The organism is Lewinella sp. W8, from assembly GCF_004375085.3.
GTDB lineage: Bacteria > Bacteroidota > Bacteroidia > Chitinophagales > Saprospiraceae > Neolewinella.
Genome location: NZ_SNAQ03000019.1, coordinates 95,597 through 122,243 on the forward strand (window position 1 = coordinate 95,597; position 26,647 = coordinate 122,243).

The following is a 26,647-nucleotide window of genomic DNA, read 5'->3' on the forward strand; positions in this document are numbered from 1 at the left end:
AACTCCCCCATCGATCATGTCTACTAAATTTGGCGGCCCTACCTGTACCATCCTCCGGACCCTCGATCATGAGTGGCTCCTGACCGGAAACCACGACCTCAGCAACACGACCCTCATTCACATCGACCTGCGGGAGGTAACCGTTGACTGGAACACCTACCATATCGATGACACCACCCTGTTCATTGGCTGTATTCTTCCCCTGGAACTGGAAATTGATCTCAGACGGAGGGGCGCCAACTTCCTCTACGCTCCGCAGAACATGCCCTACAACCCCCTGCGCCGAAACCTGTACACCTGGCAGGAGCTCATGGAGGGGTACTCGGTCCGGGAAGACAAGAGCACGGATTTGCACATTTACCGGTGGTTCGAATCTTCCCGCCACAAACCGGGCATCAACGAGGCCCTCTGGCAGCGCCTCCACGACTTCAGCATGGACGAAGGCCTGCGGCGGCTGCTGGACTTCAGCGACGATGGTCTGCCACGGCGCAAAACCGTCGGATTTATGGGCGGGCACGGCACGCGGCGGGATGATCCCGACTATCGCCAGAGCCTGATTACGGCAAAGTTGCTGACGGAGTCGGGGTATTTCGTCGTTTCCGGGGGAGGCCCCGGCATCATGGAGGCGGCCAATCTGGGGGCGTACCTGGCCGGAGTGGATAACCAGGAGCTGGAAGAGGTATTCCGCTGGCTCGCGGCTGCGCCGCGCTACGATGACCCCGGCTACCAGGAAGCCGCCTACCGGGTGCTGGATAAGTACCCCCGGGGCAAGGAGAGCCTGGCCATCCCCACCTGGTTCTACGGCCATGAGCCCAGTAACCTGTTTGCCACCTACATCGCCAAATACTTCAGCAACAGCATTCGGGAAGACACCCTGCTGGCCATCGCTTACCACGGCATTGTCTATGCACCGGGCAGTGCGGGCACCACCCAGGAGATTTTCATGGACGCCACGCAGAATCACTACGTCACCTTCGGGTACATCAGTCCCATGGTTTTCCTCGGCCGAAAACGGTATACGGAGGAAACGCAGTTGTTCCCGCTGCTGCAGGATCTGGCCAAAGGAAAAGCTTACGCTGACTACCTGTTTTTAACGGATGATCCTCAGGAAGTCATTACATTTATTGACAAACATCCACCGCTCCGGCAAACTGATTGACGGTTTTTTACTGTTATTAGGGTGAGCTTCCCCGACAAATTGATCCCATGAGAACTTTATTTCTGGCCCTTTTCTCGATCTCCGTGATCGCCTGTAGTGGCACCAAACAGGCCGCTCCGGTAGCCAATACTCCCCCCGCCGGACTCAGCAGCCCGGAGTATGATCCCGCCAACAGTCCGACCCCCATGTCGGCGAATACCCCGCTCCCCGCCCCCGCTCCCGCCGAACCATCGGCGTATAGTTACCCCTCAGCCAGCCAGGTAGCCACCAAGGGCGTGGAGGAAAGCGCTGCTCCCGCCACCTATGGGTCCAGCGTTGCCCTGGGAGCCGACGCCGCCGTCTACACTGCCGTAGCCCTCGACCTGGAAGGCTTGTGGGTCAACACTACTGATGACCGGGAAGAGGTCGAATTTGCCCTGGATCACTACACGACCTTCTTTGAGGGCGAACAAATCATTCGGGAACCGATGACCTTTCACCTGCAGTGTCCGGGAGAATGTTCCGGCGGCGTTCCCTCAGAATTTTCGTGTTTTACCGTGAAGGGGCCCGCCGGACAGGATTGCTACGGCATCATTCGCCTGACGGACGATATTCTGGAGTTGAGCATGCTTGGGGTGAGCACCGAAACGGTCGTTTATCGAAAAAAGAGATAGAAATTTTCTGAATTTATGCGGGACCCCGTAAAAATTATGGGTTCCTTAAGTCACAAAAGCCCCCATTCTTCCGTTCTGAGGGGCATGAATCGCACGCTTCTTTTTCTTTTTGTCCTTTCCGCCTCTTGTCTGGGGGCCCAATCCTACGATGCCGCCCTCGGTCTGCGTCTGGGGACCGAGTGGGGCGCCACCGCCCAAATCCGCCTACCCTTAGTCCAGAAAAACTTCGTGGCCGAAACGATTCTTCAGTCCAGCCTGCAACGCGACGAGGGGCTGTTCACGATTCTCGGCAAACAACATCGTCCGCTGCTCAGCCGCAGACTCAACCTCTTTTACGGAGCGGGGCTGCACACCGGCTGGAACAACGAGATCGACCCCGAGACCAACGAAAAATCAGCCGGCCCCTTCGGGGTTACCGGAGTCGTGGGGGCGGAAATGACCATCGGAAAAGTAAACCTCTCCTACGACTTCAAACCGGCCGTGAACATCAGCGGAGGAAACTCGGTGCTGTACACGCAAACGGCCGTTAGCGTGCGTTACGTCATTGCCAAGCGCCACGACATCTGGGACAAAGCCAAAGAACGCGACCAAAGAAGGGCCCGTAAGCAACGGCAGCGGGACAAGCGCAAGGCCCAGCGGCAACAGGATCGGGAAGCCCGGGGGAAACAGTGGTTTGAATTCTGGAAGAAGGGGAATTAAAAAGCCGGGTAGATCCCCAATTATCACCGGCCCCGTACCTTGAGCGCCACAAAGTCCGAACAAGATGCATCTAGCCGTGATCCCCGCCCGCTACGCCAGTAGCCGATTGCCCGGAAAACCCCTGGCCATGATCGGCAGCAAGAGCCTGATTCAGCGGGTCTACGAGCGGGTGAGCTCCTGCGCGGTTATCGATCAGGTGGTGGTTGCCACGGACGATGCCCGGATACTGGATCACGTCCATGGCTTCGGGGGCAACGCACAGATGACGAGTGCATCGCATAAGAGTGGTACCGACCGGGTAGCCGAGGTCGCCCGGCAATTCCCGGAAGCCACCGTGGTGGTCAATGTCCAGGGGGATGAGCCCTTTATTGATCCCGAGCAGGTAAACGCCGTCATCGCTCCCTTTCAGGATCCAGCCGTGGACATCACGACCCTGGCCCACCGCATCAGTGACGAACAGGCCCTGCTGTCCCCCAACGTGGTCAAGGTCGTTCGCGATAATCGGGGCCGGGCGTTGTATTTCAGCCGCCACGGCATTCCTTTTTTACGGGACGTCCCCGTAGGACAGTGGTTATCCCGGGGCAAACACCTGCAACATTTGGGAATTTATGCCTTCCGAGCTACGGTGTTAGAGAAGATCACCGCACTTAGTCCCGGAGCATTGGAAGTAGCAGAATCGCTCGAACAACTGCGGTGGTTGCAGGCCGGCTATTCCATTCGGGTGGAACTGACAGACCTGCCGGCCTTCGGGGTGGATACCCCGGCCGATCTGGCGGAAGCCATCCGCAGAATATCCTGACAAAAGAGTCGGGAGAAAACGAACATTCGCGAGACACGACGGGTAAGGGGAAAGGAAGATGGGGACATCATCCCCTGAGCTTTTTGAACCAATCCAAAACCAACTCCCATGAAACGATTCTTGTTCGTTGCCGTACTGTCGGCGCTCCTCGCTTCTTCGCTTTCCGCCCAGTACTTTGGCCTAAGAATTGGGGTGAATTCCACCAACGCTAAATTTGAGTCCAGCGCCTTTGACATTGAAACCGACGGAGAAACCAACCTGATGATGGGCCTCTTTTTCGACGTCCCGCTGGGTACCGACCTGATCAGCATCCAACCTGAGCTCAACTACCTCAACCGTGGATTCTCCACCGAAACCAACGTCGGCAACTTTATTTCCTACGAGCAGACCGTAGCCTACGTAGACGTGGGTGCCCTGCTGAAACTCAATTTCGGCCGTGAGGAAGGCCTCGGCTTCTACGTTGGTGCCGGTCCCTACTTCAGCTACGCCCTGAACGGAACGGTCACCGAAGTAGGAGAAGAAAGAGACATTGATTTTGACGCCGACCGGCTTAATCGCGGGGAGCTTCAGCTGTCCGGCGTAGCCGGACTTACCTTCGACCTGGGGCTACTGTTCTTTGTGGAAGGACGCTACAATACCAGCCTCTCCAATCTCTCCGATGACGATGCCGTGGACATCACCCAACGGTCCTTCGGCATCAATGGTGGGATCATGGTGCCCATCGGCAACTAAACATCCCCCTACCCGTAAGTTTCCCGTGGGGAAGCTTACGGGTACCCTCCGGGGTTAATCCACCGCAGGATAGGACGCCAGATGCAGCTTTTGCTCTCCTGACCGGCGATTGGCAAAAAAGCGCCGTAGGGTAAAGACCGAAGAAGTGAAGGCGATATCGTCCCAGGGAATTTCCGCTTCGGTGAACAGCGCACACTCCAGACTTTCCTCCCCCACCCCAAAGGCTCCGTCCAGGAGTTCACCCACAAATTGCAAATAGACTTGATTGATTCGCTCGATATTGTACAAGCTGATCAGGTAGTGCAGTTCCACTTTCGCCGCAGCCTCTTCCCAAACCTCCCGCCGGGCTCCCTCACTGACCGATTCTCCGTTCTCCAGGTATCCGCTGGGCACGTTCCACAGGCCGTATCCGGGTTCGATGGCCCGACGGCAAAGCAACACCTTGTCCTCCCATACGGGTAAACAACCCGCCACAACCTTGGGGTTTTCGTAATGAATGACCCCACAATTCCCGCATACCTTCCGGAGGCGATTATCGCCCGCAGGAATCTTCTGCTCGAGCGCACCCGAACCGCAGTTTGAACAAAACTTCATGTTGGGTGAAGATAGTAGTTTACCCTTGAGGATTCCCAGCCCGATCCTTTTGGGATGAAAAAGAAAAAGCGCGGGAAAAAACTGCCAATCTGTCAGCCAAATGTCCTACCTTTGCGGCCCCTAAGGGTGCAAATTATGTACAACGATAATCCTACCATTCAGGACCTGAACGCCAAGCAGATCGACGAAAAGAAGCAGGGCGAAGTATTTGGAGCGGAATTCGCCCCGAAACAAGCCGGTGAAAAGCGCTTTTACATCGAGAGCTATGGTTGTCAGATGAATTTCTCTGATTCCGAGATCGTCGCTTCCATTCTGGGAGAGGCCGGCTACGGTCCTACCCGGGACATGGAAACTGCGGACCTTATCCTCATCAACACCTGCTCCATCCGGGAAAAAGCGGAGGAGACCGTGCGGAAGCGCCTGCGGGTTTTTGATAAGGTCAAGGAGCGTCAGCCCGGCACGATGGTGGGCGTCCTCGGCTGCATGGCCGAACGCCTGAAGTCCAAATTCCTCGAGGAAGAGAAGCTCGTGGATATTGTCGTTGGTCCGGATGCCTACCGGGATCTGCCCGCCCTCGTAGCCGGAGCGGAAGAAGGCGAGAAGGGAGTGAACGTGTTTCTGAGTCGGGAGGAAACCTACGCCGACATCAACCCCGTGCGCCTGCAGAGCAATGGCGTGACGGCCTTCATTTCCATCATGCGCGGCTGTGACAATATGTGTTCCTTCTGTGTGGTCCCCTTCACGCGGGGCCGGGAGCGTAGTCGGAATGCCTTCAGCATCGTGGCGGAAGCAACCGACCTGTTTGATCGTGGCTTCCGGGAGGTGACCTTGCTGGGACAAAACGTTGACAGCTACAAGTGGGAAAACCCCGAAACGGGAGCTACGGTATCCTTCGCCGAACTACTGACCATGGTAGCGGCCGTCGACCCGGACCTCCGCATCCGTTTCAGTACCAGCCACCCCAAAGACATTACCGACGATGTGCTCTACGCCATGCGGGACCACGAAAACATCTGTAAATACATTCACCTGCCGGTACAGTCCGGCAACTCCAGAATCCTGGACCTTATGAACCGGACCTACACCCGGGAGTGGTACAAGGACAAGGTGGACCGTATTTACGAGATCATGCCGGACTGTGCCATCAGCTCGGACATCATCGCCGGTTTCTGCACGGAAACCGAGGCCGAGCATCAGGAAACCCTGAGTATGATCGAGTACAGCAATTACTCGATGTCCTACATGTTCTTCTACAGCGAACGCCCCGGGACGCCCGCGGCCCGCAAGCTGGAGGACGACGTCCCCCTGGAGATCAAAAAGCGTCGACTGCAGGAGATCATCAATCTGCAGACGGAGATCAGCCGGAAGCATAACCTGGCGGACGTCGGCAAAACCTTCAAGGTGCTGATTGAGGGTGACTCCAAGAAGTCCGACCAGGACTGGAAGGCCCGCAACAGCCAGAATAAGATGGTGATCTTCCCCAAAGCAGCCGGAAAGCACCGCCCGGGAGATTACGTTACCGTTACCATTCACGACGCCACCAGCGCCACGCTCTTCGGCAAGCTGGTGGAGGCCTGATCCTGCCCGCCCCTAACCCATACTTCACTTCTGCTCACCACCCACCATGTCCACAAACATCACTTCCATTAAGCGCCGCTACGGCATCGTGGGCCGTTCCCCGGCCCTGGAGAATGCCCTCAACACGGCGATGCGGGTAGCCGGAACGGACCTTTCCGTGCTGATCACCGGTGAAAGTGGCGTGGGTAAGGAAGTAGTCAGCAGAATCATTCACGACAACAGTTCACGCAAGCACGAAGGCTTCATCGCCATCAACTGCGGGGCCATTCCCGAAGGCACCATCAACTCCGAGCTTTTCGGCCACGTGAAGGGGGCCTTTACCAACGCCATCAACGACCGGAAGGGCTACTTCGAGAACTACGACGGGGGAACCATTTTTCTGGATGAGATCGGGGAAATGCCCCTGGAAACCCAGGCCTACCTCCTCCGGGTTCTTGAGAACGGAGAATTTATCCGGATGGGCTCCAACAAGGTGCAGCGGACCAACGTCCGGGTGGTGGCGGCGACCAACCGCAAGCTGATGGAGCGCGTGGAAAGCGGCAAATTCCGGGAGGACCTCTACTACCGGCTGGCGACCGTGCCCATTGAGATGCCCGCCCTGCGGGAGCGGCCCGAAGATATTTACCTCCTCTTCCGGTACTTCGCCAACAACTTCGCCGAGAAGCAGAGTATTGAGCCCATTCAACTGGACGAAGAAGCCCGCTGGCTGCTGGAGAACTACACCTGGCCGGGAAACATCCGGGAACTGAAGAACGTCGCGGAGCAGCTGAGTATCCTCTCCGAGAAACGGGAGATGACGGCCGTAGACCTCGCCGAAATGATGCCCAAGCTTCTCAAGCGCAACCTGCCGGCCATCCGGCAGGAAGACCAGGACGAAGGAGGCTCCGGCTCCACGATGCAGGAACGGGAAATCCTGTACAAGGTCCTCTTTGACATGAAGGCCGACCTGAACGATCTGAAGGGGTTGATTTTTGAGCTCATCCGCAGTAATGATCTGCGGGTTCCCGACATGGGCCGCATTCAGGCCCTGCAGCTCCCCGGCAACTATCCGGCCGCTGCGGCCGAAATTGATCGGTTCGCCAACAATAATCTGGGGAATTTCGATGCCCCGCGCGCCGCGCCTCCGGGCAACGCTGCGCCCCCGAATTATCCCCCGGCACCCGCGCACCGTCGCCCGGCTGCTGACGATAACTCTTCCGTTAATGACCCCATCATCGTGGATCAGGATATGCAACGGGCCTACGACGAGAGCGAGGTGGTGGAGGAAGATTTGAGCCTGGCCAACGCGGAAAAGGAATTGATCATCAAGGCGCTGCGAAAACACAACGGACGGCGAAAGGAAGCCGCCGCGGAGCTGGGCATCAGTGAACGGACGCTTTACCGTAAGATCAAGGAATACGAGATTACGGAGTAAGCGCTTGGTTTCCCGACGAAGCTAGCCTCCAAACAAGCTCCCGGCCCAAAAACAAACGGCCCGGCCTTCACGCAGAAGACCGGGCCGGTTTTTTGGGAGATTTTTTCTCCGTCGTACTACAGGTCGAACAGCACGCCGACGCCGGCGACCAGTCCGTCAAAGTCACTGATCACGTACCGTACTTCCCCGAACAGGGAAGCCGATCCACCCAGGCCGAACTTGGCCCCGGCACCTACGTTAAGGCCGGTTTCGGTGGTGGAGGCGCTACCAAACTGCCCCAGGTCAACACCTACGGTGGTGAAGTTCAGTCCCGCCAGTGCGTAGACTTTCGTGCCCGCACCGCTGTCCACGAAAACGTAGTTTCCGTTCAGGTTAATTTCGTTGAGGGTCAGGCCATCCTCCACGAGGTAGTAGATAAAGCCGGCCTGGGCCGCGATGGTTTCGTTGAAGGCGTAAACACCCCGGACGTTAATGCCGATTTCTTCGGCCTCGAATCCGTAGGCGATTCCCCCGCCCACGCTGAGCTGGGCAGCCGCCGTGCTGCTGAAGCCGGCGAAGAGGAGTAAGAAAAACAGGTTTCTCAATGTGTACATAGGAAAGGGTTTAGAATTAATGAGTATGTGGTGTACGCTGCTAAAGTAGACAGCATTCTCGAAACCGAAGCATTTCGGGAGCGGTTTCTACCGATTCCTCCACAATTCCTTCCGGTTCCTCCCCCCGCCAATTATCGCTCGTGACCATATTTGCGGAAGGTGATGTTTACCCGCTGATCCCTCACCTCCGGCTCGTTGGGCACGGCGTGTTCGTAGCGCTCCTGACAGTGGCGGCCCATCAGGAACAGGCTTCCGTGAGCCAGGGTAAAGGCGTGCTCCCTTCCGGTAGCTTTTTCCCGCAGCAGAAATTTCCTTTCTGCGCCCAGACTCAGGGAAGCAATGTAGGTCGTATCACCGAAGGCCGAAGGATCGTGATGGTAGGCCACCCCGGTGTTCCCGTCGGGATACCGAATGCATACGCCGGTGTGAAAATGGTGGCCCGTAACGGCCCTGACGCGATCACGGATTTCCCTGGTCTGGGCGGTCCATGGGCGGGTGCGGCCCCATCGCTCCGGGGCCAGTTCTCCGGAGGCATGAATCTCCCGGTCCATCAGAAATAACTTGCCCGTCTCCATGGTAAAGGTTCCCTGCCCGGCCACCTCAATGGTGTTCAGGGGAATTTCAACGTCGTCAACGAGATGATGGTACAATCGCCAGGCCGCCGCCGCGGACAAAAAATCGGGCCAGTAGTGGGCTTCGCAGTTCAGGTTCGGGACAGCAAAAGAATTCAATTCGACCACGGATTTTTCCGCAAAATAGGGTAAGCCAGCCATAAGCTTCGCCGGAGAGTGTCGTAATCCCAACCAACCCTTAATGGAGCGTGAGGATACCAAAACAGCATCGTAATTTTGGGGCAAAGATCACGTGATGTTTCGAGTTCTCCTTTTTCTGTTGTTGACCGCACTGTTCACCGCCTGCATTGGAGATGACGTCGTAGATGATTACGTCCAACCCGAACTTCGCCTGTTGGGCTTAGTGGACACCCTCGAGGTAGGAACGACCCATCAACTGGCCGTTAACTTTTTCAACAACGTGGGCCAGATGGAAAATATCCGTCCGACGTGGACGTCCTCCGACGATCAGGTACTGTCCGTGGATGGCGCCGGCCTGGTCACCGCCCATGAGGTGGGCAGCGCCATGGTCACGGCCAGCTACGAAGATGAATTCGGGGAACAAAGCACCGCCGAACACTACTTATCCGTGGGCGAAAGCACCGTGGTGACCGAAACCTCGGAGCGCCGGCACGGCCAGGTAGAAACCACCAGCAGTTACCCCCTGACCGGGGCCTTTACCCTGGAGGTGGTGGACGAAACCGATCTGGTGCTCGCCTTCGGCGAGGATTACCTGGCCGACACCTCCCTGCCCGGACTCTACGTCTACCTCAGCAACAACCCCCGGAGCACCGAGGGCGCGCTCGAAATCGGAGCGGTACAAGTATTCAACGGCGCCCACGAATACCGCATTCAGGCTACCGGGATCGACGACTACGCCTACGTCCTGTACTTCTGTAAGCCCTTCAACATCAAGGTGGGCGACGGAGAAATCCTGGAGGAGTAAGGGAGGTTGTAATTCAGCCACCGGTCGGCGGACGAACCAACTCGTACCTCGCGTTTCGGCCGACGACCTCTCCATCTTGATCCTACAGCCTAAATCCTCAATCCTTTCCCTCCCCCTACCTACTTCTTCTGTCCCCGGAAGTGGTCGTCCTTGTGCTTGAAGAGGGCATTGAAGCTGGTCAGGGAACCGTAAATACGGGTGATGTACTGCTGCAGATTCACTTTTTCTTCGTCGGTCAGATTACTGGCGTTGATGCGCTGTTCCATCACCCGCAGGCGATCACGGACCATCACGATCTTGTGAAAAAAGGTATCGATGGGCATTTCCTTATTGGCCAGTCCTTCTTCTCCGGGCTGCAGGATGAGCTGTCCGTCGATCCACTTGTCGCCCAGAGCGGTGGTCTCGTCGATACCGTTGTAAGTGCGCAGAATCCTGATCAGTGATTGCTCCGCTTCGTTGAAGGAGGCAACCGCTTCGGGCTCGATGGCCTCCAGCACCTCCCACTTGTCGTAGTCCTTGCCCACGGATTTGATGCCGTGGATCATGAAGGTCACGTCATAGGCGGCTTTATAGCGTTTGATGATGACACCGTCGCCGAAGGCCGGGTGGCGCACGCGGGAGCCAACGCCCAAATCTTGTTTTTCGTTCATGGTAAAAATTTAGGCGCTCAAAGTACTAATTGATGATGGTTTATTGTGCGCGTCGGACAAGCTTTGTAATCCGGGCAACTTTTAGTGAGCGGTTGCTCCGATTCAGGCCAAGGGTTCGAAGAATATCATCCGTATCCGGAAGGGTAATGAACTGCCTTTCGGCGGTAAAACCTCCGGCGACGGTGTAGTTAAGGCGGTAGTTGATCCTTGCGACTCTTCGATTAACCTTGGTGATGGCAGAAGCATTTTGAGCAGGATACCTCCTCTTCCGGTTTACCCTCACTAGTTCTGGTATCATGAGTTCGTACTTTAAGATCCACGAAGGCTCGCCCCCGATACTACCTGAATGGGGCTCGATGGCCAGCGACTGGTGGTCAGCGTAGAGGTCTATCGACAGGTCCTGTGAAATTGCTCTCAAATTAAGTTCCTTTTCCAGTGGCCCCTCGTACTGGCACACCACGGGAATTTTATCCGCAGAAACCCAGTGGCCCAGCACCAACACTTCGTTAATAAAGGGGGAGGAAAAGTATTTGATTTCAACGTCCTGCCTCCCCGAACTGCTGGTTACTTTTAAGTACTCTTCATCGATGGCCTTGAAAAAGACCTCCGAAGAGAGTGATTCATCCGGAAACTGAATATGCATTCCGTGTACGTCTTCCGCGGGGTGAAGGTCAATCTCCCGGTGGATGCTCTCTTCCGGGAGCAACAGCTCATCTAGCGTCAGGAATACATCTCCGATGATGTAGGGTTCCTTGTTCTCAAGCAGCAAATAGTAACCATGGTTGCTCAGGGGGATTTCATAGGCCAGATAAGGTTGATTGATGACGCCAGATTTCGCCGCCGAAAGGTTGTTGATCAGGTACCCACTCCTCCGTGGCACGTTGGTGATAAAGACCTCCTTACGGTTTTTGGTCCCAAAGGACCTCAATTGATTCAGGGTAGCGAAATTCCGAAAATCACTTCCGGTGATGGTTGATGAGGAGAGTCCGCAAATGGAGCGCCCTTCCACTCTGTAGGTTCCCGTATTCAATAATTCTGTTACGGAAAAAGCCGTCAGGATTAATGCTTCGGGTGAATGAGATTTTTTATCCAAAAAAACCGCATCGGTGGTGAGCTCATCGGAGACGTATATACCTTCATCAATGATTTCTCCGGCAAAATCAGTAAGTAGCAAATACACGGTAGCTTCTGGTGGGAATAGATACCGACTTACGGAGAGGCTATCTAATTGAGCGTTCAGCGGTGCTCCTAAAGTCGCAACGAAAAACCATAGAAAAATCGATGTGCGGTAATGGGGAATGAGCATCGTAGAGAATAGGTGAATTAGGTGTGATCCCGAAAGGGTTATTTCGAATAAGGTTGAAAACTTCAAGGTAAGGCCAAAACTTGAAGTAGATCGGTTGTCAAGGTCAGGTTTTCAAAACTACCTATGCCCCGGCGGGCGGGTGCCGGGTAGATCCGTCCGGCCGGGCGATTGGGTAAAACGGCCGGGGCAAAACCGATCCACTTCGTACCTTAGCCGCAAACCTTCCGTATGCACTTGCGCCCCCTGACCTTCCTGATTTTATTCATCGTTTCCAATACGCTGCTTATGTCCCAGGCCGACCCTCAGGCATACCGGCTCTTCGACCAGAAGGGTAAGAAAGTGAAGTACAAAAAGATGGTCAGGGCCCTCCAGGAGGCGGACGTTATTCTCTTCGGGGAAAGCCACAACGACCCCATTGCTCACTGGCTGCAGCACGAGGTCGCCCGGAGTCTGCGGGCCGCAGGCCCGCTGGTGCTGGGCATGGAAATGTTTGAATCCGATCAGCAGGCCGCCCTGAACGCCTACCTGGCCGGGGAAACGGAGGTGGACGCCATCGACAGTGTGGGGTCGGGCCTCTGGCCCAACTTCCAGACGGACTACCGTCCGGTGGTGGACTTCTTCAAATCCAACGGCGATCCCGTGATCGCCACCAACGTCCCCCGGCAGTACGCCCGGCAGTACGCCCGTCAGGTTTACCGGGAGGGCTTCGGGGCCCTGGATAAGCTCTCCGCGGCCGAAAAAGCCCTGCTCCCTCCCCTCCCCGTCCCCTACGACGCCGAACTCCCCGGCTATCAGCGGATGCTGGAAATGATGCCCGCCGGCCACGGCGGAGAAACCTTCCCAATGGCCCAGGCCATCAAGGATGCGACCATGGCCCACTTCATCGTTGCCTATGCCGGTGGGCGTAAGCGCTTCCTGCACCTCAACGGCAGCTACCACTCCGATGACTTTGAGGGCATCGGCTGGTACCTCCAGCAGTACGCCCCCGAACTGAAGGTGGTGACCATCACCACCGTAGAGCAGGAAAGCATTGATGAACTGGCCGAAGAAAATACCGGCAAGGCTCACTTCACCCTGGCCGTACCGGCCCGAATGACGAAGACGTATTAAGGTCAAGGGCGGTTAACACATGACCGCCCAGTACTCGGCCTCGATCAGAAATTGGCGAAAGGATTTGGTCCCGGAAGCGGCGGGCACCCTTTTCTTGACAAAGAATCGGGATTGCTGCCGGTCCCAACCAAGCACGATTTTCTGGTACTTGACTCTGAAATACAGTTCATACTTATCCCGTAGTCGTTGGAGGGTTTCGCGCAACGATTCCTCCGTAGCAAACTGTCCGTAGCTATCGCCGATTAGACGGGAAAAAGCCCGTTTATCCACTTCGGCAAGCTCCGCAAAATCACCGTTGAGGATCGAAGTCAGGGCCTCGTCGTCCGAAAGGGAACGGGCAAAGGTTGCGATCTCGGATATGGGTTGATGCTGACTGATGTTTCCTCCCTCACCGTATTCCGTAACAATTGGCCCGGCTGCCTCCAACTCCAGGCCAAGCGGAATGAGTTTCAGCGAAACTTCCGTATCGGTTCCCTTCCGGGGAATCTCGACGCTAAGAAAAAATGTGGGATCGTCAAGGTCCAGCGCCAGCTCTCTGCCCACAAAGTCCTTTAGCCCGAACTCCTCGGGTAAAACACTCCAAATGTCCCGGTTGGAAGAGAGTTTACGGTCCCAGGAACAGTTGGCTTCGTCCATTTGCAGCAGCGTATACTCCCCCCGATCGTTTCGGTAGGCGCCAACCGTAGAGGCGCAGGAACACCCACAGGTGGGCCAACCGCCACTAACGTGCAGGTAGCCATTTCGTGCATCATCAATTTGGTCGAAATCGGGCTTTCCGTCATCGTCCATATCCTCGAAGTTGGAGAAGCAAGGGTTGACCCTTTCCCACAGTTGGTCCCGGAGGGACTGCTTTTGTCCCATCAAATGAACGCTCAGGCTCAGGCAGGCGATCAACATTATTCCCCGGACGCATCCGGACGTGCGATACAACATCATCGGCGTTTTAGCTTTAGGTAGCCGTAAAATATTTCTCTACGGGCAATACCACCAAACGAACCGCTGCGGTATTTATCCAAAAAAACTATCCCACACCAATAGCGCCGCAATGATGGCCGAAAAGCAGGCCGTAAACAACACGGCCGCTGCGGCCACGTCCTTGGCCTTACCCGCCAGCTCGTGGTATTCGGGGTGCACCAGGTCGACGACATACTCCACGGCGGTATTGAGGGCTTCTGCGGCCAGCACCATGGCGGAGCAGAGAAAGACGATGATCCATTTCCATAGGGCAAAATCGAGGAACCAGCAAAGGCCCATCATCCCGAAGAAGGCCACGAGGTGAATCCGTGAAGGTGCCTGGTTACGCAATAGGTCCCAGGCCCCGCGAAAGGCGTATCCGAAAGCTTTCCACCGACCCGTGAAGTAATTAGTAAGATTATTCATGACATCCAGCCAATCCCTCCGCGCAGGAGTATGAATAAGGCCAGCGCCAACGCTGGTCCAACCCACCCGGAGAGCATGTACTGATAATAATCCCGTTTTACGCGGCTGGGTTCGATCCACTCCACGATGTGGCTGATGGCCCAGACGGCCAAACTGATGGCGCCCACAATCATGGCCAGTAGTTGGCCAAAGTATTCATCGAACAACATGAGCAGCAGATACACAATCAGCTGCCCGATAATCATCAGAATTAAATTCACTACTTATTCTGGGATATGAGCGTCCGGGGTTCGATGCGCTCCAGGACGTGTTGCCCCACGGCGGCTCCCTGGGTCACCCCGTAGTCAATGGCCGGGCGGTAGTGAATCCCACCGTAGAGGCGGCTAAGCGCCGCCTCGTCACTGGCGTGCAGGAAGCTGGTGAAGCTCCGCGCGGGAAGGTCGTATTCCACCTCCGAGTCATCCACGAAGGCAAAATTGTCGCCGTAAAGATCGGTCAGTACCGTGGCGCAGGCGCGGCTTACGACCGAATGCCCGCTGGTGTGCTCGGGGAAGGGCGGCGTCTGCAGCAGAGGGCGCCACTCTTCGTCCAGGTGCCGGTTGATGAAGGTCTCCGGGCGAACCAGCTTGGAGCGGTACTTTTCGTCCCAGCAGCTGATGAAGGCATCGTTCATGGCCATGTTCATCATGGCGTAGGTCTCTACCGTCTTGGCGAAGTCGGCCTTCGCCTTGCGGGCGGCAATACCCGCAATGTTGACCCAGTGTCCACCGGGCGTAATTTTCTTGGTGGCAAACATCACGTGTCCGTGGTGGTGGCTGACGTAGGGGTTGCAGTCCCAGAACTGGGCGATGGCCTTCCGTTCTTCGCTTTCGGCGGGGTCATCGGCCTCCAGGGCGGTGTACACTTCTTCCACCCCTTTCCACCACTCACTGTTGCGGTCCTCGCTGTATTCGGTGGGGGGCAGGGGCACAAACTGATTTGCACTGTCGAGGACAAAGGGACGAATCTTGTTCCAGCTCGGCTCGATGCCGTCCATGTAGTCCGGAGGGGTCGGTTGCCACTTGCTGGGGTCGTCGGTGATGGAGTACTTCGGGAAGGTCCGCGTCTGCTTGTACATATCTCCGTCATACCACTTGATGACGTGGTCGGCTACGGCTTCGCCGTAAGCAATCGAATTGAAGAGGACCTCATCGGGCACCCCGATGGCATCAATTTCGGCCATCAGTTCGTTGGTGAAGGCCTCGATTTTATCTTCGGAAAAAATCAGGCTCTTACCCACCTTGAGTTGAGCGGCTACCGCCGCAATGGCGTGGGAGATTTCTTGATCCGCTGCGGGCTGGGGCACGGGGTCGAGGTGATTAACCTGTCCGGCCAAGGTCTGCAGGTTGGGGTCTCCGGCGGCGTAGGCCTCGTATCCGGCAATTCCCGAGTAAGCGTAAATCCTGGCGGCTACCGGAGGGGAGAAAATGTCGTGGACGATCACGTCCGTGACCTTCTTCACCGCACGGTGGTAGTACTCAGGGTTATCAACTTCTTCCTGAAAGTTGGGGTTGATCTCCTCCCCACAGGAAGTAAAGAGGACCAGGAAAAGGGCAAAAACGAAAAAACGATTCATACGCGAAACGGTCTTGGTGCTGCCAACCCGAAGGTCAGCGCATCTTTTGGCGAACAGCAAAGGTAACAAACCGCTTCCGATCAGGATTATTGCCCAGCTGACCAAAGTATGAAAATGACGAATATCAGTCCCTTGGGCTGCCATTACGGACAGAAGATCAGAAATACGAATCCCATTGAACCCCACGGTCATTGCTCTACGAGATTCACCCGGCACCTGCGCGCTAGCGCCCTCGTGCTCAGCCGGGGTCCGCTACAAAAGGTCAGGACCCTCGTTCTCGGCCGGGACTTGCGCGCCCATTTTCTGCTGATTCGATTCCCACTAGACGCCCGACCGACCGAAATCCACCGGCGGATGGACACCTTCCCTTCCCCAAGCCGTAACTTGCCGCCAATCGGAAACCACCACCCTTGACTCCCGAAGAAATTCTGCAGAAGTACTGGGGCTACCCTTCCTTTCGGCCCGGGCAGAAGGAAATCATTCAGTCCGTCCTGGAGGGAAAAGATACGCTGGCGCTCCTGCCCACGGGCGGGGGTAAAAGCCTGTGTTTTCAGGTGCCGGCCCTGGCCCGGGAAGGCGTCACCATCGTGGTTTCTCCCCTGATTGCGTTGATGAAGGACCAGGTCCGGCAACTGCGCGACCGCGGCATCATTGCCGAAGCCATCTACAGCGGCATGCGGCCAGCGGACATTGACCGGGTGCTGGACAATGCCGTGTACGGAAATACCAAGTTGCTCTACCTGAGTCCGGAACGGCTCACCACGGACCTGGCCCGGGTGCGGATTCAAAAAATGAAGGTCGCGCTGCTCGCCGTGGACGAAGCCCACTGCATCAGTCAGTGGGGCTACGATTTCCGCCCTCCCTACCTGCGCATCGCCGAGATCCGGGAGTTGCTCCCCGGCGTGCCCACCATCGCCGTGACGGCCACCGCCACGCCGGAGGTCGTCCGCGACATTCAGGAAAAACTTGCCTTTACGGCCAATCGGTTGGTGTATCAGCAGAGCTTCGGTCGGGAAAACCTCGCCTACGTGGTGCGCCGCCCCGAAGCCAAGGAGACCCAACTCCTCAGGGTACTTTCCGGAGTATCCGGCTCCAGTATTGTGTACGTCCGCAGCCGGGGTATGACCAAACAACTGGCGCTGCAACTGCGCCGCCGCGGCATCGCCGCGGCCAGCTACCACGCCGGGCTGGACCCCCCGGAGAAAGATCGCCGACAGGAAGCCTGGATCCGGGGAGACCTGCGGGTCATCGTCGCCACCAATGCCTTTGGCATGGGCATCGACAAGGCCAACGTACGGAGCGTCATCCACTACGGTCCGCCGGACAGTCCCGAAGCCTACTTTCAGGAAGCCGGCCGGGGCGGCCGGGACGGCCAACTGAGCTACGCCGTGATGCTCTATCACCCCACGGACGGCGAGCGGCTAAAGAAACAGTTCGAGCTCTCCTTCCCCGAAGTATCCGACATCAAACGCGTCTACCGGGCCCTGGGCAGCCACTTCCAGCTGGCCGTCGGCGGAGGTAAAGGAACCGCCTACGACTTCGACATTGCGGCCTTCTCGGCCACCTTTGGCTTCGACGTCCGGCAGGCCTACAGCGCCCTGAAAGCTCTGGAACGGGCCGGCTTCCTGCTACTGACGGATGCCGTTTACCAGCCCGCCAGCCTGCAGTTTATCGTCACTAAGGAGCGACTGTACGACTACCAGATCAAGCACCGCACCACGGATAAACTGATCAAGTCGATCCTCCGCACCTCCCAGGGCGCCTTCCTCAATCCCGTGCAGCTCCGGGAGGGCGCCCTGGCCAACTTTCTGGAAATCTCGTTGGAAGAATTGCAGCGGACCTTTCAGAAGATGAAGGCCGAGGGTATCATTGACTACTTCCCCACCAAGGAAAGCCCCCAGCTGGTGTTCATGGAAGAACGTATTGACGCCGATAATCTGCGCTTCGACGTTAAGCAGTATCATTTTTTGCGGGACCGCGCCCGGCAACGAATCGAGACGATGATCACCTACGCCGAAATGCATTCGGGATGCCGATCCCAACGCTTACTGCAGTTCTTCGGGGAAACGGACGCTCCCGTCTGTGGACTTTGCGACCTCTGCCGAAGCCAGCGCGAATCCGCCTCAACCCCATCCCCCGCGGAGGTCTTACGGATGCTCCGGGAGCGGCTGACGAACGAGACCGGCGTCGATCAGGAACACTTGCTGCGGGAGTTTCGGGAGCGGGGCGTCCGCGACATTGGCGAGCACCTCCAACGGATGTTGCAAGAAGGTGTGTTGCTGCAGGAAAACGGTACGATCAGGCTGCCATGAAAATACTCTGCACCGTCACCAACGATTTGCGCCACGATCAGCGCATGGACCGCATCTGTACGGCCCTGGTGGCCGCGGGCCACGAGGTAACGCTGGTGGGGCGATTACGCCCGGACAGTCGGCCGCTCCCCGATCGTCCGTACCGGCAATACCGGATTCGGTGCCGCCGGGAGTACGGGAAGTTGTTCTATCTCGAATACAATTATCGCCTGTGGCGCACGCTGCGGCGGTGGCCCTTTGACGCAATCTGCGCCGTTGACCTGGATACGCTGCTGGCGGGCTATCTCCTCACGCGGGGTGATGGCCAGCGACTGGTGTACGACGCCCACGAGTGGTTCAGTGAGACGCCGGAGGTCGTTGATCGTCCTCTGGTGCGGGCCATCTGGCGTAGCCTCGGCCGGTGGTTGGTGCCCAAAACGGACGCACGCTACACCGTGGCGCCCCAGTTGGCCGGGGAGTTAGCGCGGGATTACGGGGTGGCCTTTGGCACGGTGCGTAACCTTCCCCTGGCGCAGGATAAGGGCCCGGCTTCCGGCGCTCCGGGCATCATCCTTTACCAGGGAATGTTCAATCCCGGACGGGGCCTGGAGGCGGCCATCGAAGCCATGCGGTGGATTCCCGAGGGGGAGTTGTGGCTGGTGGGAGAAGGACCATTATTGGGCGCGTTGCGCAGGTGCAGTGAACGGCATGGGGTAGCCGAGCGGGTGAAGTTTCTGGGCTTCCGCCCTCCGGCGGAGCTTCCGGCCCTCACGCAGCAAGCGTGGCTCGGACTTAACCTGCTGGAAAACAGCAGTCCGTCCTACTACTACAGCCTGGCCAACAAGGCGCTGGACTACGTCCAGGCGGGCCTACCCTCCATCCAGATGGACTTCCCCGAATACCGCCACCTGAACGATCAGTACGCCTGTTTCCGGTTGGTCTCTACCCTGTCCCCCAGAGAGCTTGCCTCACAAATTAATGCCCTGCTCCGGGACGAGGACGCCTACCGGGCCCTGCAAGAAAACTGTCGGCGGGCGGGCCGGGAACTGCACTGGGAGCGGGAAATTCCGCGCTTATTGGAGATTTGGGGGAGACTTTAGCGATTTTTTTGAAGCGCTGAAATTCGGAACAACATAATTAGGTGGTTGAAGACTATACCTTCTCCTAAAGGTCCACAGAATCCATTAGGCTGAACTATTCTAAAAATTCTTGGATAGCTTGCGCTAAACGATATACTTGGGTCACGTTACGCGGAGGAAGTAAATGATCTTTTCGGGTATCGAGGGAAGCAGCGCGTTCAATTGCCAGGTGCAGATTCTTTACCGCCTCTTCAGGTCGATACCCATTATTTGCCGCACAGACTTCCTTCAAAGCGGTTTTCATCTCTTTACTCCCTCCATCAAAGTCTTCCGGCAAATCAGCAAAGTGCAGATATAGCCATAACTCAAAGCAGGGATTGCTGATGGTAAGTCCCCACCCCTTATCGTCACAAGCGCGACGAACCTCCATTAATTGCTTCTCACTCCAGCGGTCGGTGTCTAACACAATCCATAATTGATCATCTCGTTCAAGTTGCCCCTGAGTAACGAAATCAATTGCACGGCGGAGAGCGTGGACGGGAGCAGAACTCGTTCGATCGGGTGGCGGCAGAGGAAGCACCCTCACTCTTCTTTGCTTGGCCGCAAGCTTAGTAAAATAATCTACTTCGGTTACGGCACCTTCAGGAACAATAACAAAAGTTCTTCGGTCCCTGAAAGCACCATCTACCCTTTTATATCCGCGCCGCTTACTCATATTCGGCAGCTCTCCTTTCCAGTGAGAAGTAGGGGGATAATTGTGGGGTTCCACCAAAACGTCCAAATAGATAATTCTTCCTTAAATCGGTATCGTTACGTGATTTGTAGTCGCTTAAGGGATAGATTTCGCTATTCCCTTGAGCTGTTTTATTCATTAAATGAATTTCATCTCTACGAAATATCTCTTGACTAAGTAAGTTGTCCTCGTGGGTTGTAAAGATGAGCTGCCCCTTAGTATCACTACTCATAAATACTCGAATTAGGTGATCAAGCAGGCTGGGATGAAGAGACCTGCCTATCTCGTCAATTACTATTACCGCCGGCATGTCCTTCAAACTTCTCCAAAGTGGAAGGAAATCCAGGACACGTCGTGTACCATCTGACTCTTCACGAATTGAGAATTTAATTGGAGTTCCATCTGCCGTTTCGTGGAAAAGGACTGCCCGATAAACAATTACCTCGTCACCTTCTAGCCGTAAAAGCAGTTCTTCACCGTAGACATTCATCTTTACATAATCAAGCCCTTGGTGAAGTGCTTGAAGAACTTCTTGCTTTTTCTGCTCGTCATCTAATCCGAAAAATGTTTCAAAGGGCATCCGATCTAGAGACATATCGGTAACCCCGGTATCCATAGTCTTTAGCAGGTTCTGCCCAAAGTCTCTGAATCCTTTATCCTTGTAAAGGAGCTCAGCAATATTTATGAAGTTGTCATTGGGCTGAATTACCACGAAATAATCCTTAAACCAATTGTAAGCTTGCCGTAACTCCGGGAAGGCATCATTATGAGCTAGAATTTTAAGTAAAGAGCCTGTCGGAGTGAGTACCTCTTTAAAATAAATATTGATACGCGCCTTGTCTTCATCGGTTTGCTGATACCGAGGATCAATAAAGATTTTCGGTTCCTCCCCAATGGTTGAAAGACTAAAAAGAACTTCCCGATGATTATCCTCAGGATGAAGGATGGATAATTTCTCTTTAGTTACCCGAGTTCGCGTTGCCGACATCTCGTAAGAGAAATAAGTTCCTTCGTGGAAAAACTCAATTTCAAAGTTGGATGGCTGCTTAATTCGATCAGAGTCAAGTCGGAAGGGGCTGACCATAGTCAAGCCACTATGTAAATCACCTTTGACCGCAAAATCTCGGATTAAAGCCATTGCCTTAACGAGATTTGACTTTCCCGATCCATTGGCCCCGTAAATCGCAGCAGTTTTTAGCAGGTCGACCTGAGGGGTATGGTATATGTGATCTTTTTTCTCCCTGAGACGCGTATAAGGGAAAGGAGTAAAGTCGATCTCACTAGAGAAAGAGAGAAAATTTTCAACTACGAAGCGCAACAGCATAAAAAGATATTATCACGTTAACAACGCTACTTTACGTCTAAATATACACTAAAGCGCCCATTTTTGATCAAAAACGTGAAATAATCTCATTTACACACTAGACAAGTTCTTCCTTTACATGCGTCCACGGAAAGGAGCTAGATTCTTTGGCGAAGGAACAGATAAATGAGCGCCAACTTGTAATTCTCTTGGACAGACAGTGTAGGTGCCCTAAGCCTCCACCCCCTTCTCCAGTCGCTTCAGCACCTCCACCACTTCGGCCTGGGTGGTGGCCGTCTTGTCCCGGGCGTACCAGGTGTGCAGCGCCACGTTGAAGGCATCGTAGTCCTTATCGGGAGAAGGATCCTTTTTGTAGTCCATCACCATCTGCTGGGCCGGCGCGGGGCGCGGACCCCAGTGGGTGATGACTTCCAGGGTTTCCGGATGCAGAAAAATGATGATGGGGATGCCCCGGGCACCGTTGGTCAGGAAGAGGTCCATGAGTTCCTGGTTTTCGTCCCGCAGCACGAGTTTAAGGTCCAGGTGACGGGAAAGTTCGGCCAGGTGATTGAAGAGGGGCAAGAGCTGGGCGGCATCTCCGCACCAACCCTCCGTAATGGCCAGCATGAGGTAGTTGCCCGACAGCCCTTCCATGGCTTCCTCCAGGGCTTCGGTGAAGCGCGACCGGCGATCCAGCCGGTTCATCCGGGACTGATTCTGCACCGCGGCGTCCAGGTAGGTCTTGGTCTGGTTCGGTCCGGTGGTCTTGCCCTCCGCCAGTAGGTCGGTCAGCAGCTTCCGGTACTCGGCGTAGGTCATGGCCCCGGCCAGGGCCGCTTCAATGATGTGCTTCATGCGGGGGAAACATCACTGGGCGCCAATCGGTTCCCGGCGGGTGCAGTGGCTACTGTCCGGAACCGACAGTTAAAAGACGAGAGCAATTTTTCCGCCCTCAATTTTCATACTGAGGGAATCAAAGTGCTCGACCCAGTGGACGTAATCGTCGCCCAACAGTTTTCTTCGCCAACCACTACCCAGGATGCTTTCGCGTACCTCCGGATCCTTCTTCATGCGCTTGATGGCGTTGCGGGGCATGATGAGGGCGTGGCTGATGTCCGCCTCGCTGGCCCGGTACTTCATGATCAGGTACAGGAGTTCGATCAGCATATCGTCTTCCTCTTCTTCCCGGGAAGACCGCTGGATGCTGTTGATGATGGCCTTCTCCTCGTCCGTTGCGGGCCGGTTGTACATCTCGATGAAGTCATCCCCGAAGCGCTTGATAGTCTTCTGGGGTAAACGGCGATTTTCCAGCATGGCGTCCTTACCGCCCTTCACGCCCCGGGTCAGTTGGGAGATGACGCGGCTCTGCAGAATCATTTCCTTGCTGTAATCCTTGCGCTCGGCCATGGCCCGGCGCCACTCATAGAGCCGCAGCAGGAAGAGCCGCTCGGCGGTGCGCGCCGAGCGCGCCAGGTTACTGTTGAGGAACTCGTGGTTCGGGTCGCGGTGGTAGTAACTGGACTGAGCCATGAGTCCGCATTCCTCCAGCGCCCAGTCAAGTCTTCCGTTTTCGGTCAGCTTCTCGGTGATCTTATCGTACAACTCCTTCAGGAAGAGGACGTCGTCGAGGGCGTAGCGAATTTGCTTGGCGCTCATGGGGCGTTGCGACCAGTCGGTGACCGCGTACCCCTTACCGAGTCGGGTGCCCGTTTCGGCCTCCACCAGCTTGGCAAAGCTCATCGGATACCGGTGGCCGATGAAGCCGGCCGCCACCTGGGTGTCGAACACGTTTTTGGGGACAATCCCGAATTGTTGGTTCAGCAGGCGGTAGTCGTTGTCTCCCGCATGGGTGATCTTGACGACCTCGGGGTCCGTGAGAAAGTCCAGGAAGGGAGTGAGGTCTTTAATTGCGATGGGGTCAATGAGGTAGATCCCCCGATCGCAACTGACCTGAATGAGGCACAGGAGCGTGAAGTATCGCTTCTCGCCAATAAACTCCGTATCAAACCCAAGCCAGGTAATTCCCCGTAGGGATGAGGCGAACTCTTCCAGGGCCTCAAAGGTGTCGATGAAAGTATATTGTCGGGCCGGAGCGCTCATATATCTAATTTGAACGGCCGAAGGTAAGGGATTTGCACACCAGCAGCAAACACCAGGTCGTTGTATGTGTTTATTATTCATCTGAATTGACCATCTTATCCAGCTACTGACCATGAAAATTCTCAAACGACTGCTCCTCGGTATTTTTATTTTTCTATCGCTTGCGGTCGTATTCCTCCTCGTGGCTCCCGTCATCTTTAAGGATGAGATCATCGCCAACGTCCAGCGTAGCATCAACGGCTCCATCAACGCCGAAGTCAGTGCCGGCGATGTTAACCTCAGCTTTTTCCGCAGCTTCCCCAAGGTCAGTCTGCTCATTGAAGACTTTGCGGTCGTGGGCACCGATACCTTCGCGGGCTACACCCTGGCGGAGGGGAAAAGTGCCCAGGTTGATCTGGGACTGTTTTCGGTGCTGCAGGGCGACGGCAACTACCTCATTGACGCCGTTTATTTTGATCAGCCGACGGTCAATCTGCTGGTGCTTGGTCCGGACCTGGCCAACTACCTCATCGTTCCCGAAACCGATCAGTCGGCACCACCCGAAGACGTGGCACCTGCGTCAGCCAAAATTGAACTGGACCACTTTGAAATTAACCAGGGCACCTTCGTCTACGACGACCGCACCACCGAAACCTACGTGGAAATTCACGGACTGGAAACCACCGGCGACGGCGATTTCGCCGCCACCGTTTTCGATCTGGACACCCAGTCGGAAGCCGAAAGCCTGACGGTGCGCCAGGGTGGCATTACCTACCTGAATGAAGTACACACCGTGGCGGACGCCATCGTGGGGGTCGACCTGGACCAGCAGCGCTATACCTTCAAGGAAAACGAAGTCTTACTCAACGCCCTGCCCCTGGAGTTTTCCGGGAGTATGGACCTGGAAGACAACGACGACATCGTTTTTGACCTCAGTTACCGCGCCCCGCTCAACGAATTCCGGCAGATCTGGAGCATGATTCCCTCGGCCTACACCGAGGGCTACGAGCGGATTCAGACCAGTGGCACCTTTAGTCTGGAAGGCACCGTGACGGGCCCCTACAACGGCACCACCAATACCTACCCGGCCTTCACCGTGCAGAGTACCATCAACGACGGAGCGGTACAGTACCCCGGTCGGCCGGTGGGCCTGAAGGACATCAACGCTCAGCTGCAGATCAACAGCCCCAGTAGCGATCTCGACCAAATGGTGATCGACATCCCCCGACTGAGCCTGAACCTCGGCGGGGACGTATTCCGCGGCAATTTACGCCTGGCGACCCTCAACAGTGACCCCAATGTAAACGCCCGGATCGACGGCAAGATCGACCTCAACAAATGGTCCCAGGCCATTCCCCTCGAAGGGGTACGGGAGCTTGCGGGCCTCATCGTGGCCAACGTCACGCTGAACAACGTCCGGCAGAGCGTCCTCAATGCCGGCCGCTACGATGACGTCGGCGTTTCCGGCACGCTGGACGTCAGTGATTTTGCCTACGTTACCGACGAATTACCCCCCGTCAAGATTGACCGGGCTTCGGCGGAGTTTCGGCCCCAAAATCTCGCCATCAACAACTTCACCGCCCAGCTGGGACGAAGCGACCTAAGTGGTAGCGGAGAAATCACGAATTACCTGGCCTACTTCAGTCCGGAACAAACCATGCGCGGCAACCTCAAGCTGCAGTCTACCTTCTTTGACGCCAACGAATGGATGCCGGCGGAGGAAACGGAAGCCCAGGACCGGAGCCCGGCGGAAATGACCGCCGCCAGCGCCGACGATGCCGTGCCCTTCTCCCGCTTTGACTTTGACCTGGACGCCAGCGTTGACCAGCTCGTCTACGACATTTACCGACCGGAGAACATTCGCGCAATTGGAAACCTCAAACCCAACAACCTGGAAATCGCCACCGCGGAGGCCCGCCTGGGGAACAGTTCCTTCGCCGGCTCCGGCGTGATCCGGAACTTATTCGACTACACCTTTGGGGAGGGGGTACTGGGCGGCTATCTCTCCATCCGCTCCCCGATGCTTGACCTGGCGGACCTGATGGACGAGGAAGTAGCCGCACCCGCAGGGGAAGCCCCCGCCGCCGCGGCCGAGAGTGCCGTCATTCCCGTCCCGCAAGACATCAACCTCACGCTGGACGTAGTGGCCGACAAGCTCAAGTACGCCGACGTCAATCTCGTCGATATGCGCGGACAGCTGCTCGTGCAGGAGGGCCAGGCCATCATTGACCAGGCCAGCGCCAAGTTGCTTGGTGGTCGAATGAATTTTGCCGGAGCCTACGACACCTCCGACCCCGGAGACCCGGGCTTCCGCTTCCACTATGATCTACTGTCGCTGGACTTTGCCGAAGCCTTTCGGAGCCTTAATTCCTTCGCGGCACTGGCCCCCATTGCCAAGTTCCTCGAGGGTAAGTTCAGCACGGACCTAATCGTGGAGGGTAAACTCGGACAGGACCTCTTCCCCCGGCTGGAAACGCTGGACGCGAAGGGGCTCTTCGAAACCGCCGAGACCAGCATTGCGGGTTACAAACCGCTGCGGGTAATCGGTCAGGCCCTCAACATCCAGGAATTCCAGGCCGGTAATACCCTGAGGGACATCATTGCCACCTTCCAGGTAGAGGACGGGCAGGTGCGCATTGAACCTTTCGACTTCCGGGTGGCCGGCATCGCCATGAACGTCCAGGGCGTCCACGGCCTCAACCGGCAAATGGATTACCAGATCAAGGCGGATATTCCCCGGGAAATGATCAAGGGTAACATCGTTACCGGAACCGCTCTGGCCGGGCTGGATCAACTCGCCAACCAGGCCTCCCGCCTGGGGATCAACATCGATCCGGGAGACGTCATCGAGTTGGGCATCAACCTGACGGGAAGCCTCGCGGACCCCAAGCCCACCTTCAAGCTACTGGGCACCAACGGCTCGGCCGGGAACCTGGGGGATGTCGTAGCCGGTGCGGTGGAAGACCGCGTCCGCGGCGAAATCGACACCCTCCGATCAACCGTCGAACGGGAAGTCAATGACCGGGTAGCCGCCGTGCAGAACCAGGCACAACAGAGAATTGACAGCCTGCGCAACGTCGCCGGCAACCGCGCTCAGGCCATTCAGGACAGTATTCGTCGGGCCGCCGCGGCGGAAGCCGAGCGCCTCCGCCAGGAAGCCGCGGCCAGACTACGCAACGCCGTCGGGCTGCGTCGGGACACCACCAAAAAGGACTCCCTCCAGCTGCCTACCCAGGTGGGGACCACCGTGGACAGCCTGAAGCGTGAACTGGAAAAATTCAATCCGTTCCGGAAGAAAAAGAGTGGCGGGGAATAAGCGCCCG

Annotated in this window: 25 protein-coding genes; 12 read left to right on the forward strand and 13 right to left on the reverse strand. The window is 56.3% G+C overall.

Going from position 1 to position 26,647, the window contains the following annotated elements; all coding sequences use genetic code 11:
* Positions 1-16: 16 nt before the first annotated feature.
* From E1J53_RS19135 to E1J53_RS19155, 5 genes are all read left to right on the forward strand, one after another.
* Positions 17-1,159, forward strand: a complete 1,143-nt coding sequence (locus tag E1J53_RS19135; protein WP_134274176.1) for an LOG family protein — start codon at positions 17-19, stop codon at positions 1,157-1,159.
* A gap of 47 nt (positions 1,160-1,206) precedes the next feature.
* Positions 1,207-1,812 carry a hypothetical protein gene (locus E1J53_RS19140; protein WP_134274175.1) on the forward strand — a complete coding sequence of 202 codons (606 nt, stop codon included), beginning with the start codon at positions 1,207-1,209 and terminating at the stop codon, positions 1,810-1,812.
* 84 nt (positions 1,813-1,896) lie between these two features.
* A complete protein-coding gene (locus E1J53_RS19145) occupies positions 1,897-2,511 on the forward strand; it encodes a hypothetical protein (RefSeq protein ID WP_134274174.1) in 615 nt (204 codons plus the stop codon).
* A gap of 64 nt (positions 2,512-2,575) precedes the next feature.
* Positions 2,576-3,310 (forward strand): 3-deoxy-manno-octulosonate cytidylyltransferase, encoded by a 735-nt coding sequence (kdsB, locus tag E1J53_RS19150; RefSeq protein ID WP_134274173.1) that lies wholly within the window; start codon positions 2,576-2,578, stop codon positions 3,308-3,310.
* Positions 3,311-3,418: 108 nt separating this feature from the next.
* Positions 3,419-4,042 carry a porin family protein gene (locus E1J53_RS19155; RefSeq protein ID WP_134274172.1) on the forward strand — a complete coding sequence of 208 codons (624 nt, stop codon included), beginning with the start codon at positions 3,419-3,421 and terminating at the stop codon, positions 4,040-4,042.
* 54 nt (positions 4,043-4,096) lie between these two features.
* Here E1J53_RS19155 and E1J53_RS19160 read toward each other — a convergent pair whose 3' ends face one another.
* A complete protein-coding gene (locus tag E1J53_RS19160; RefSeq protein WP_134274171.1) occupies positions 4,097-4,636 on the reverse strand; it encodes an NUDIX hydrolase in 540 nt (179 codons plus the stop codon).
* 135 nt (positions 4,637-4,771) lie between these two features.
* Here E1J53_RS19160 and miaB point away from each other — a divergent pair, with 135 nt between their 5' ends.
* The gene (miaB, locus tag E1J53_RS19165) at positions 4,772-6,214 is read left to right on the forward strand and encodes a tRNA (N6-isopentenyl adenosine(37)-C2)-methylthiotransferase MiaB (RefSeq protein WP_134274170.1); all 1,443 of its coding nucleotides are present in this window, start codon (positions 4,772-4,774) and stop codon (positions 6,212-6,214) included.
* Between the two features lie 46 nt (positions 6,215-6,260).
* On the forward strand, positions 6,261-7,628 hold the full coding sequence (locus tag E1J53_RS19170; protein ID WP_134274169.1) for a sigma-54-dependent Fis family transcriptional regulator: 1,368 nt from the start codon (positions 6,261-6,263) through the stop codon (positions 7,626-7,628).
* Positions 7,629-7,744: 116 nt separating this feature from the next.
* Here the strand turns inward: E1J53_RS19170 and E1J53_RS19175 are convergent, their stop codons facing one another.
* On the reverse strand, positions 7,745-8,221 hold the full coding sequence (locus E1J53_RS19175) for an outer membrane beta-barrel protein (protein ID WP_134274168.1): 477 nt from the start codon (positions 8,219-8,221) through the stop codon (positions 7,745-7,747).
* A 131-nt stretch (positions 8,222-8,352) separates the two neighbouring features.
* Positions 8,353-8,952, reverse strand: a complete 600-nt coding sequence (locus tag E1J53_RS19180) for an alpha-ketoglutarate-dependent dioxygenase AlkB (protein WP_173021562.1) — start codon at positions 8,950-8,952, stop codon at positions 8,353-8,355.
* A 136-nt stretch (positions 8,953-9,088) separates the two neighbouring features.
* Between E1J53_RS19180 and E1J53_RS19185 the strand changes: the two genes are divergently transcribed.
* Positions 9,089-9,778: an Ig-like domain-containing protein gene (locus tag E1J53_RS19185; protein ID WP_134274166.1), complete on the forward strand. Its 690-nt coding sequence runs from the start codon at positions 9,089-9,091 to the stop codon at positions 9,776-9,778.
* Between the two features lie 119 nt (positions 9,779-9,897).
* On the opposite strand, the gene E1J53_RS19190 is transcribed toward E1J53_RS19185, so the two are convergent.
* Both E1J53_RS19190 and E1J53_RS19195 read right to left on the reverse strand, forming a co-directional pair.
* Entirely contained in the window at positions 9,898-10,428 is a 531-nt protein-coding gene (locus E1J53_RS19190) for a hypothetical protein (protein WP_134274165.1), read from the reverse strand.
* A 40-nt stretch (positions 10,429-10,468) separates the two neighbouring features.
* Complete coding sequence (locus tag E1J53_RS19195) at positions 10,469-11,734, reverse strand: hypothetical protein (RefSeq protein ID WP_134274164.1); 1,266 nt, start codon at positions 11,732-11,734, stop codon at positions 10,469-10,471.
* A 228-nt stretch (positions 11,735-11,962) separates the two neighbouring features.
* Between E1J53_RS19195 and E1J53_RS19200 the strand changes: the two genes are divergently transcribed.
* Positions 11,963-12,844 (forward strand): ChaN family lipoprotein, encoded by an 882-nt coding sequence (locus E1J53_RS19200; protein ID WP_134274163.1) that lies wholly within the window; start codon positions 11,963-11,965, stop codon positions 12,842-12,844.
* A 12-nt stretch (positions 12,845-12,856) separates the two neighbouring features.
* Here E1J53_RS19200 and E1J53_RS19205 read toward each other — a convergent pair whose 3' ends face one another.
* The 4 genes from E1J53_RS19205 to E1J53_RS19220 all read right to left on the reverse strand — a co-directional run bounded on the left by E1J53_RS19205 (position 12,857) and on the right by E1J53_RS19220 (position 15,839).
* Complete coding sequence (locus E1J53_RS19205; protein ID WP_134274162.1) at positions 12,857-13,780, reverse strand: hypothetical protein; 924 nt, start codon at positions 13,778-13,780, stop codon at positions 12,857-12,859.
* A gap of 72 nt (positions 13,781-13,852) precedes the next feature.
* Complete coding sequence (locus E1J53_RS19210; protein WP_134274161.1) at positions 13,853-14,224, reverse strand: diacylglycerol kinase family protein; 372 nt, start codon at positions 14,222-14,224, stop codon at positions 13,853-13,855.
* The gene (locus tag E1J53_RS19215; RefSeq protein WP_134274160.1) at positions 14,221-14,484 is read right to left on the reverse strand and encodes a hypothetical protein; all 264 of its coding nucleotides are present in this window, start codon (positions 14,482-14,484) and stop codon (positions 14,221-14,223) included. The genes E1J53_RS19210 and E1J53_RS19215 overlap by 4 nt, the downstream gene beginning before the upstream one ends.
* Positions 14,484-15,839 carry a vanadium-dependent haloperoxidase gene (locus E1J53_RS19220; protein ID WP_134274159.1) on the reverse strand — a complete coding sequence of 452 codons (1,356 nt, stop codon included), beginning with the start codon at positions 15,837-15,839 and terminating at the stop codon, positions 14,484-14,486. Before E1J53_RS19220 ends, E1J53_RS19215 begins: the two co-directional genes overlap by 1 nt.
* A 410-nt stretch (positions 15,840-16,249) precedes the next feature.
* Here E1J53_RS19220 and E1J53_RS19225 point away from each other — a divergent pair, with 410 nt between their 5' ends.
* Together E1J53_RS19225 and E1J53_RS19230 are read left to right on the forward strand one after the other, a co-directional pair.
* Positions 16,250-18,151, forward strand: coding sequence for an ATP-dependent DNA helicase RecQ (locus E1J53_RS19225; RefSeq protein ID WP_134274158.1), 1,902 nt, complete (start codon positions 16,250-16,252; stop codon positions 18,149-18,151).
* Complete coding sequence (locus tag E1J53_RS19230; protein ID WP_134274157.1) at positions 18,148-19,230, forward strand: glycosyltransferase family 4 protein; 1,083 nt, start codon at positions 18,148-18,150, stop codon at positions 19,228-19,230. The genes E1J53_RS19225 and E1J53_RS19230 overlap by 4 nt, the downstream gene beginning before the upstream one ends.
* 94 nt (positions 19,231-19,324) lie before the next feature.
* Here E1J53_RS19230 and E1J53_RS19235 read toward each other — a convergent pair whose 3' ends face one another.
* The 4 genes from E1J53_RS19235 to E1J53_RS19250 all read right to left on the reverse strand — a co-directional run bounded on the left by E1J53_RS19235 (position 19,325) and on the right by E1J53_RS19250 (position 23,345).
* Positions 19,325-19,924, reverse strand: coding sequence for an RloB family protein (locus tag E1J53_RS19235; protein ID WP_134274156.1), 600 nt, complete (start codon positions 19,922-19,924; stop codon positions 19,325-19,327).
* Positions 19,917-21,266 carry an ATP/GTP-binding protein gene (locus E1J53_RS19240; protein WP_134274155.1) on the reverse strand — a complete coding sequence of 450 codons (1,350 nt, stop codon included), beginning with the start codon at positions 21,264-21,266 and terminating at the stop codon, positions 19,917-19,919. The genes E1J53_RS19235 and E1J53_RS19240 overlap by 8 nt, the downstream gene beginning before the upstream one ends.
* Positions 21,267-21,476: 210 nt before the next feature.
* On the reverse strand, positions 21,477-22,100 hold the full coding sequence (locus E1J53_RS19245) for a thioredoxin family protein (RefSeq protein ID WP_134274154.1): 624 nt from the start codon (positions 22,098-22,100) through the stop codon (positions 21,477-21,479).
* 69 nt (positions 22,101-22,169) lie between these two features.
* A complete protein-coding gene (locus E1J53_RS19250) occupies positions 22,170-23,345 on the reverse strand; it encodes an HRDC domain-containing protein (protein WP_134274153.1) in 1,176 nt (391 codons plus the stop codon).
* A gap of 112 nt (positions 23,346-23,457) precedes the next feature.
* Here E1J53_RS19250 and E1J53_RS19255 point away from each other — a divergent pair, with 112 nt between their 5' ends.
* The gene (locus tag E1J53_RS19255; RefSeq protein ID WP_134274152.1) at positions 23,458-26,640 is read left to right on the forward strand and encodes an AsmA-like C-terminal region-containing protein; all 3,183 of its coding nucleotides are present in this window, start codon (positions 23,458-23,460) and stop codon (positions 26,638-26,640) included.
* Positions 26,641-26,647: the final 7 nt, after the last annotated feature.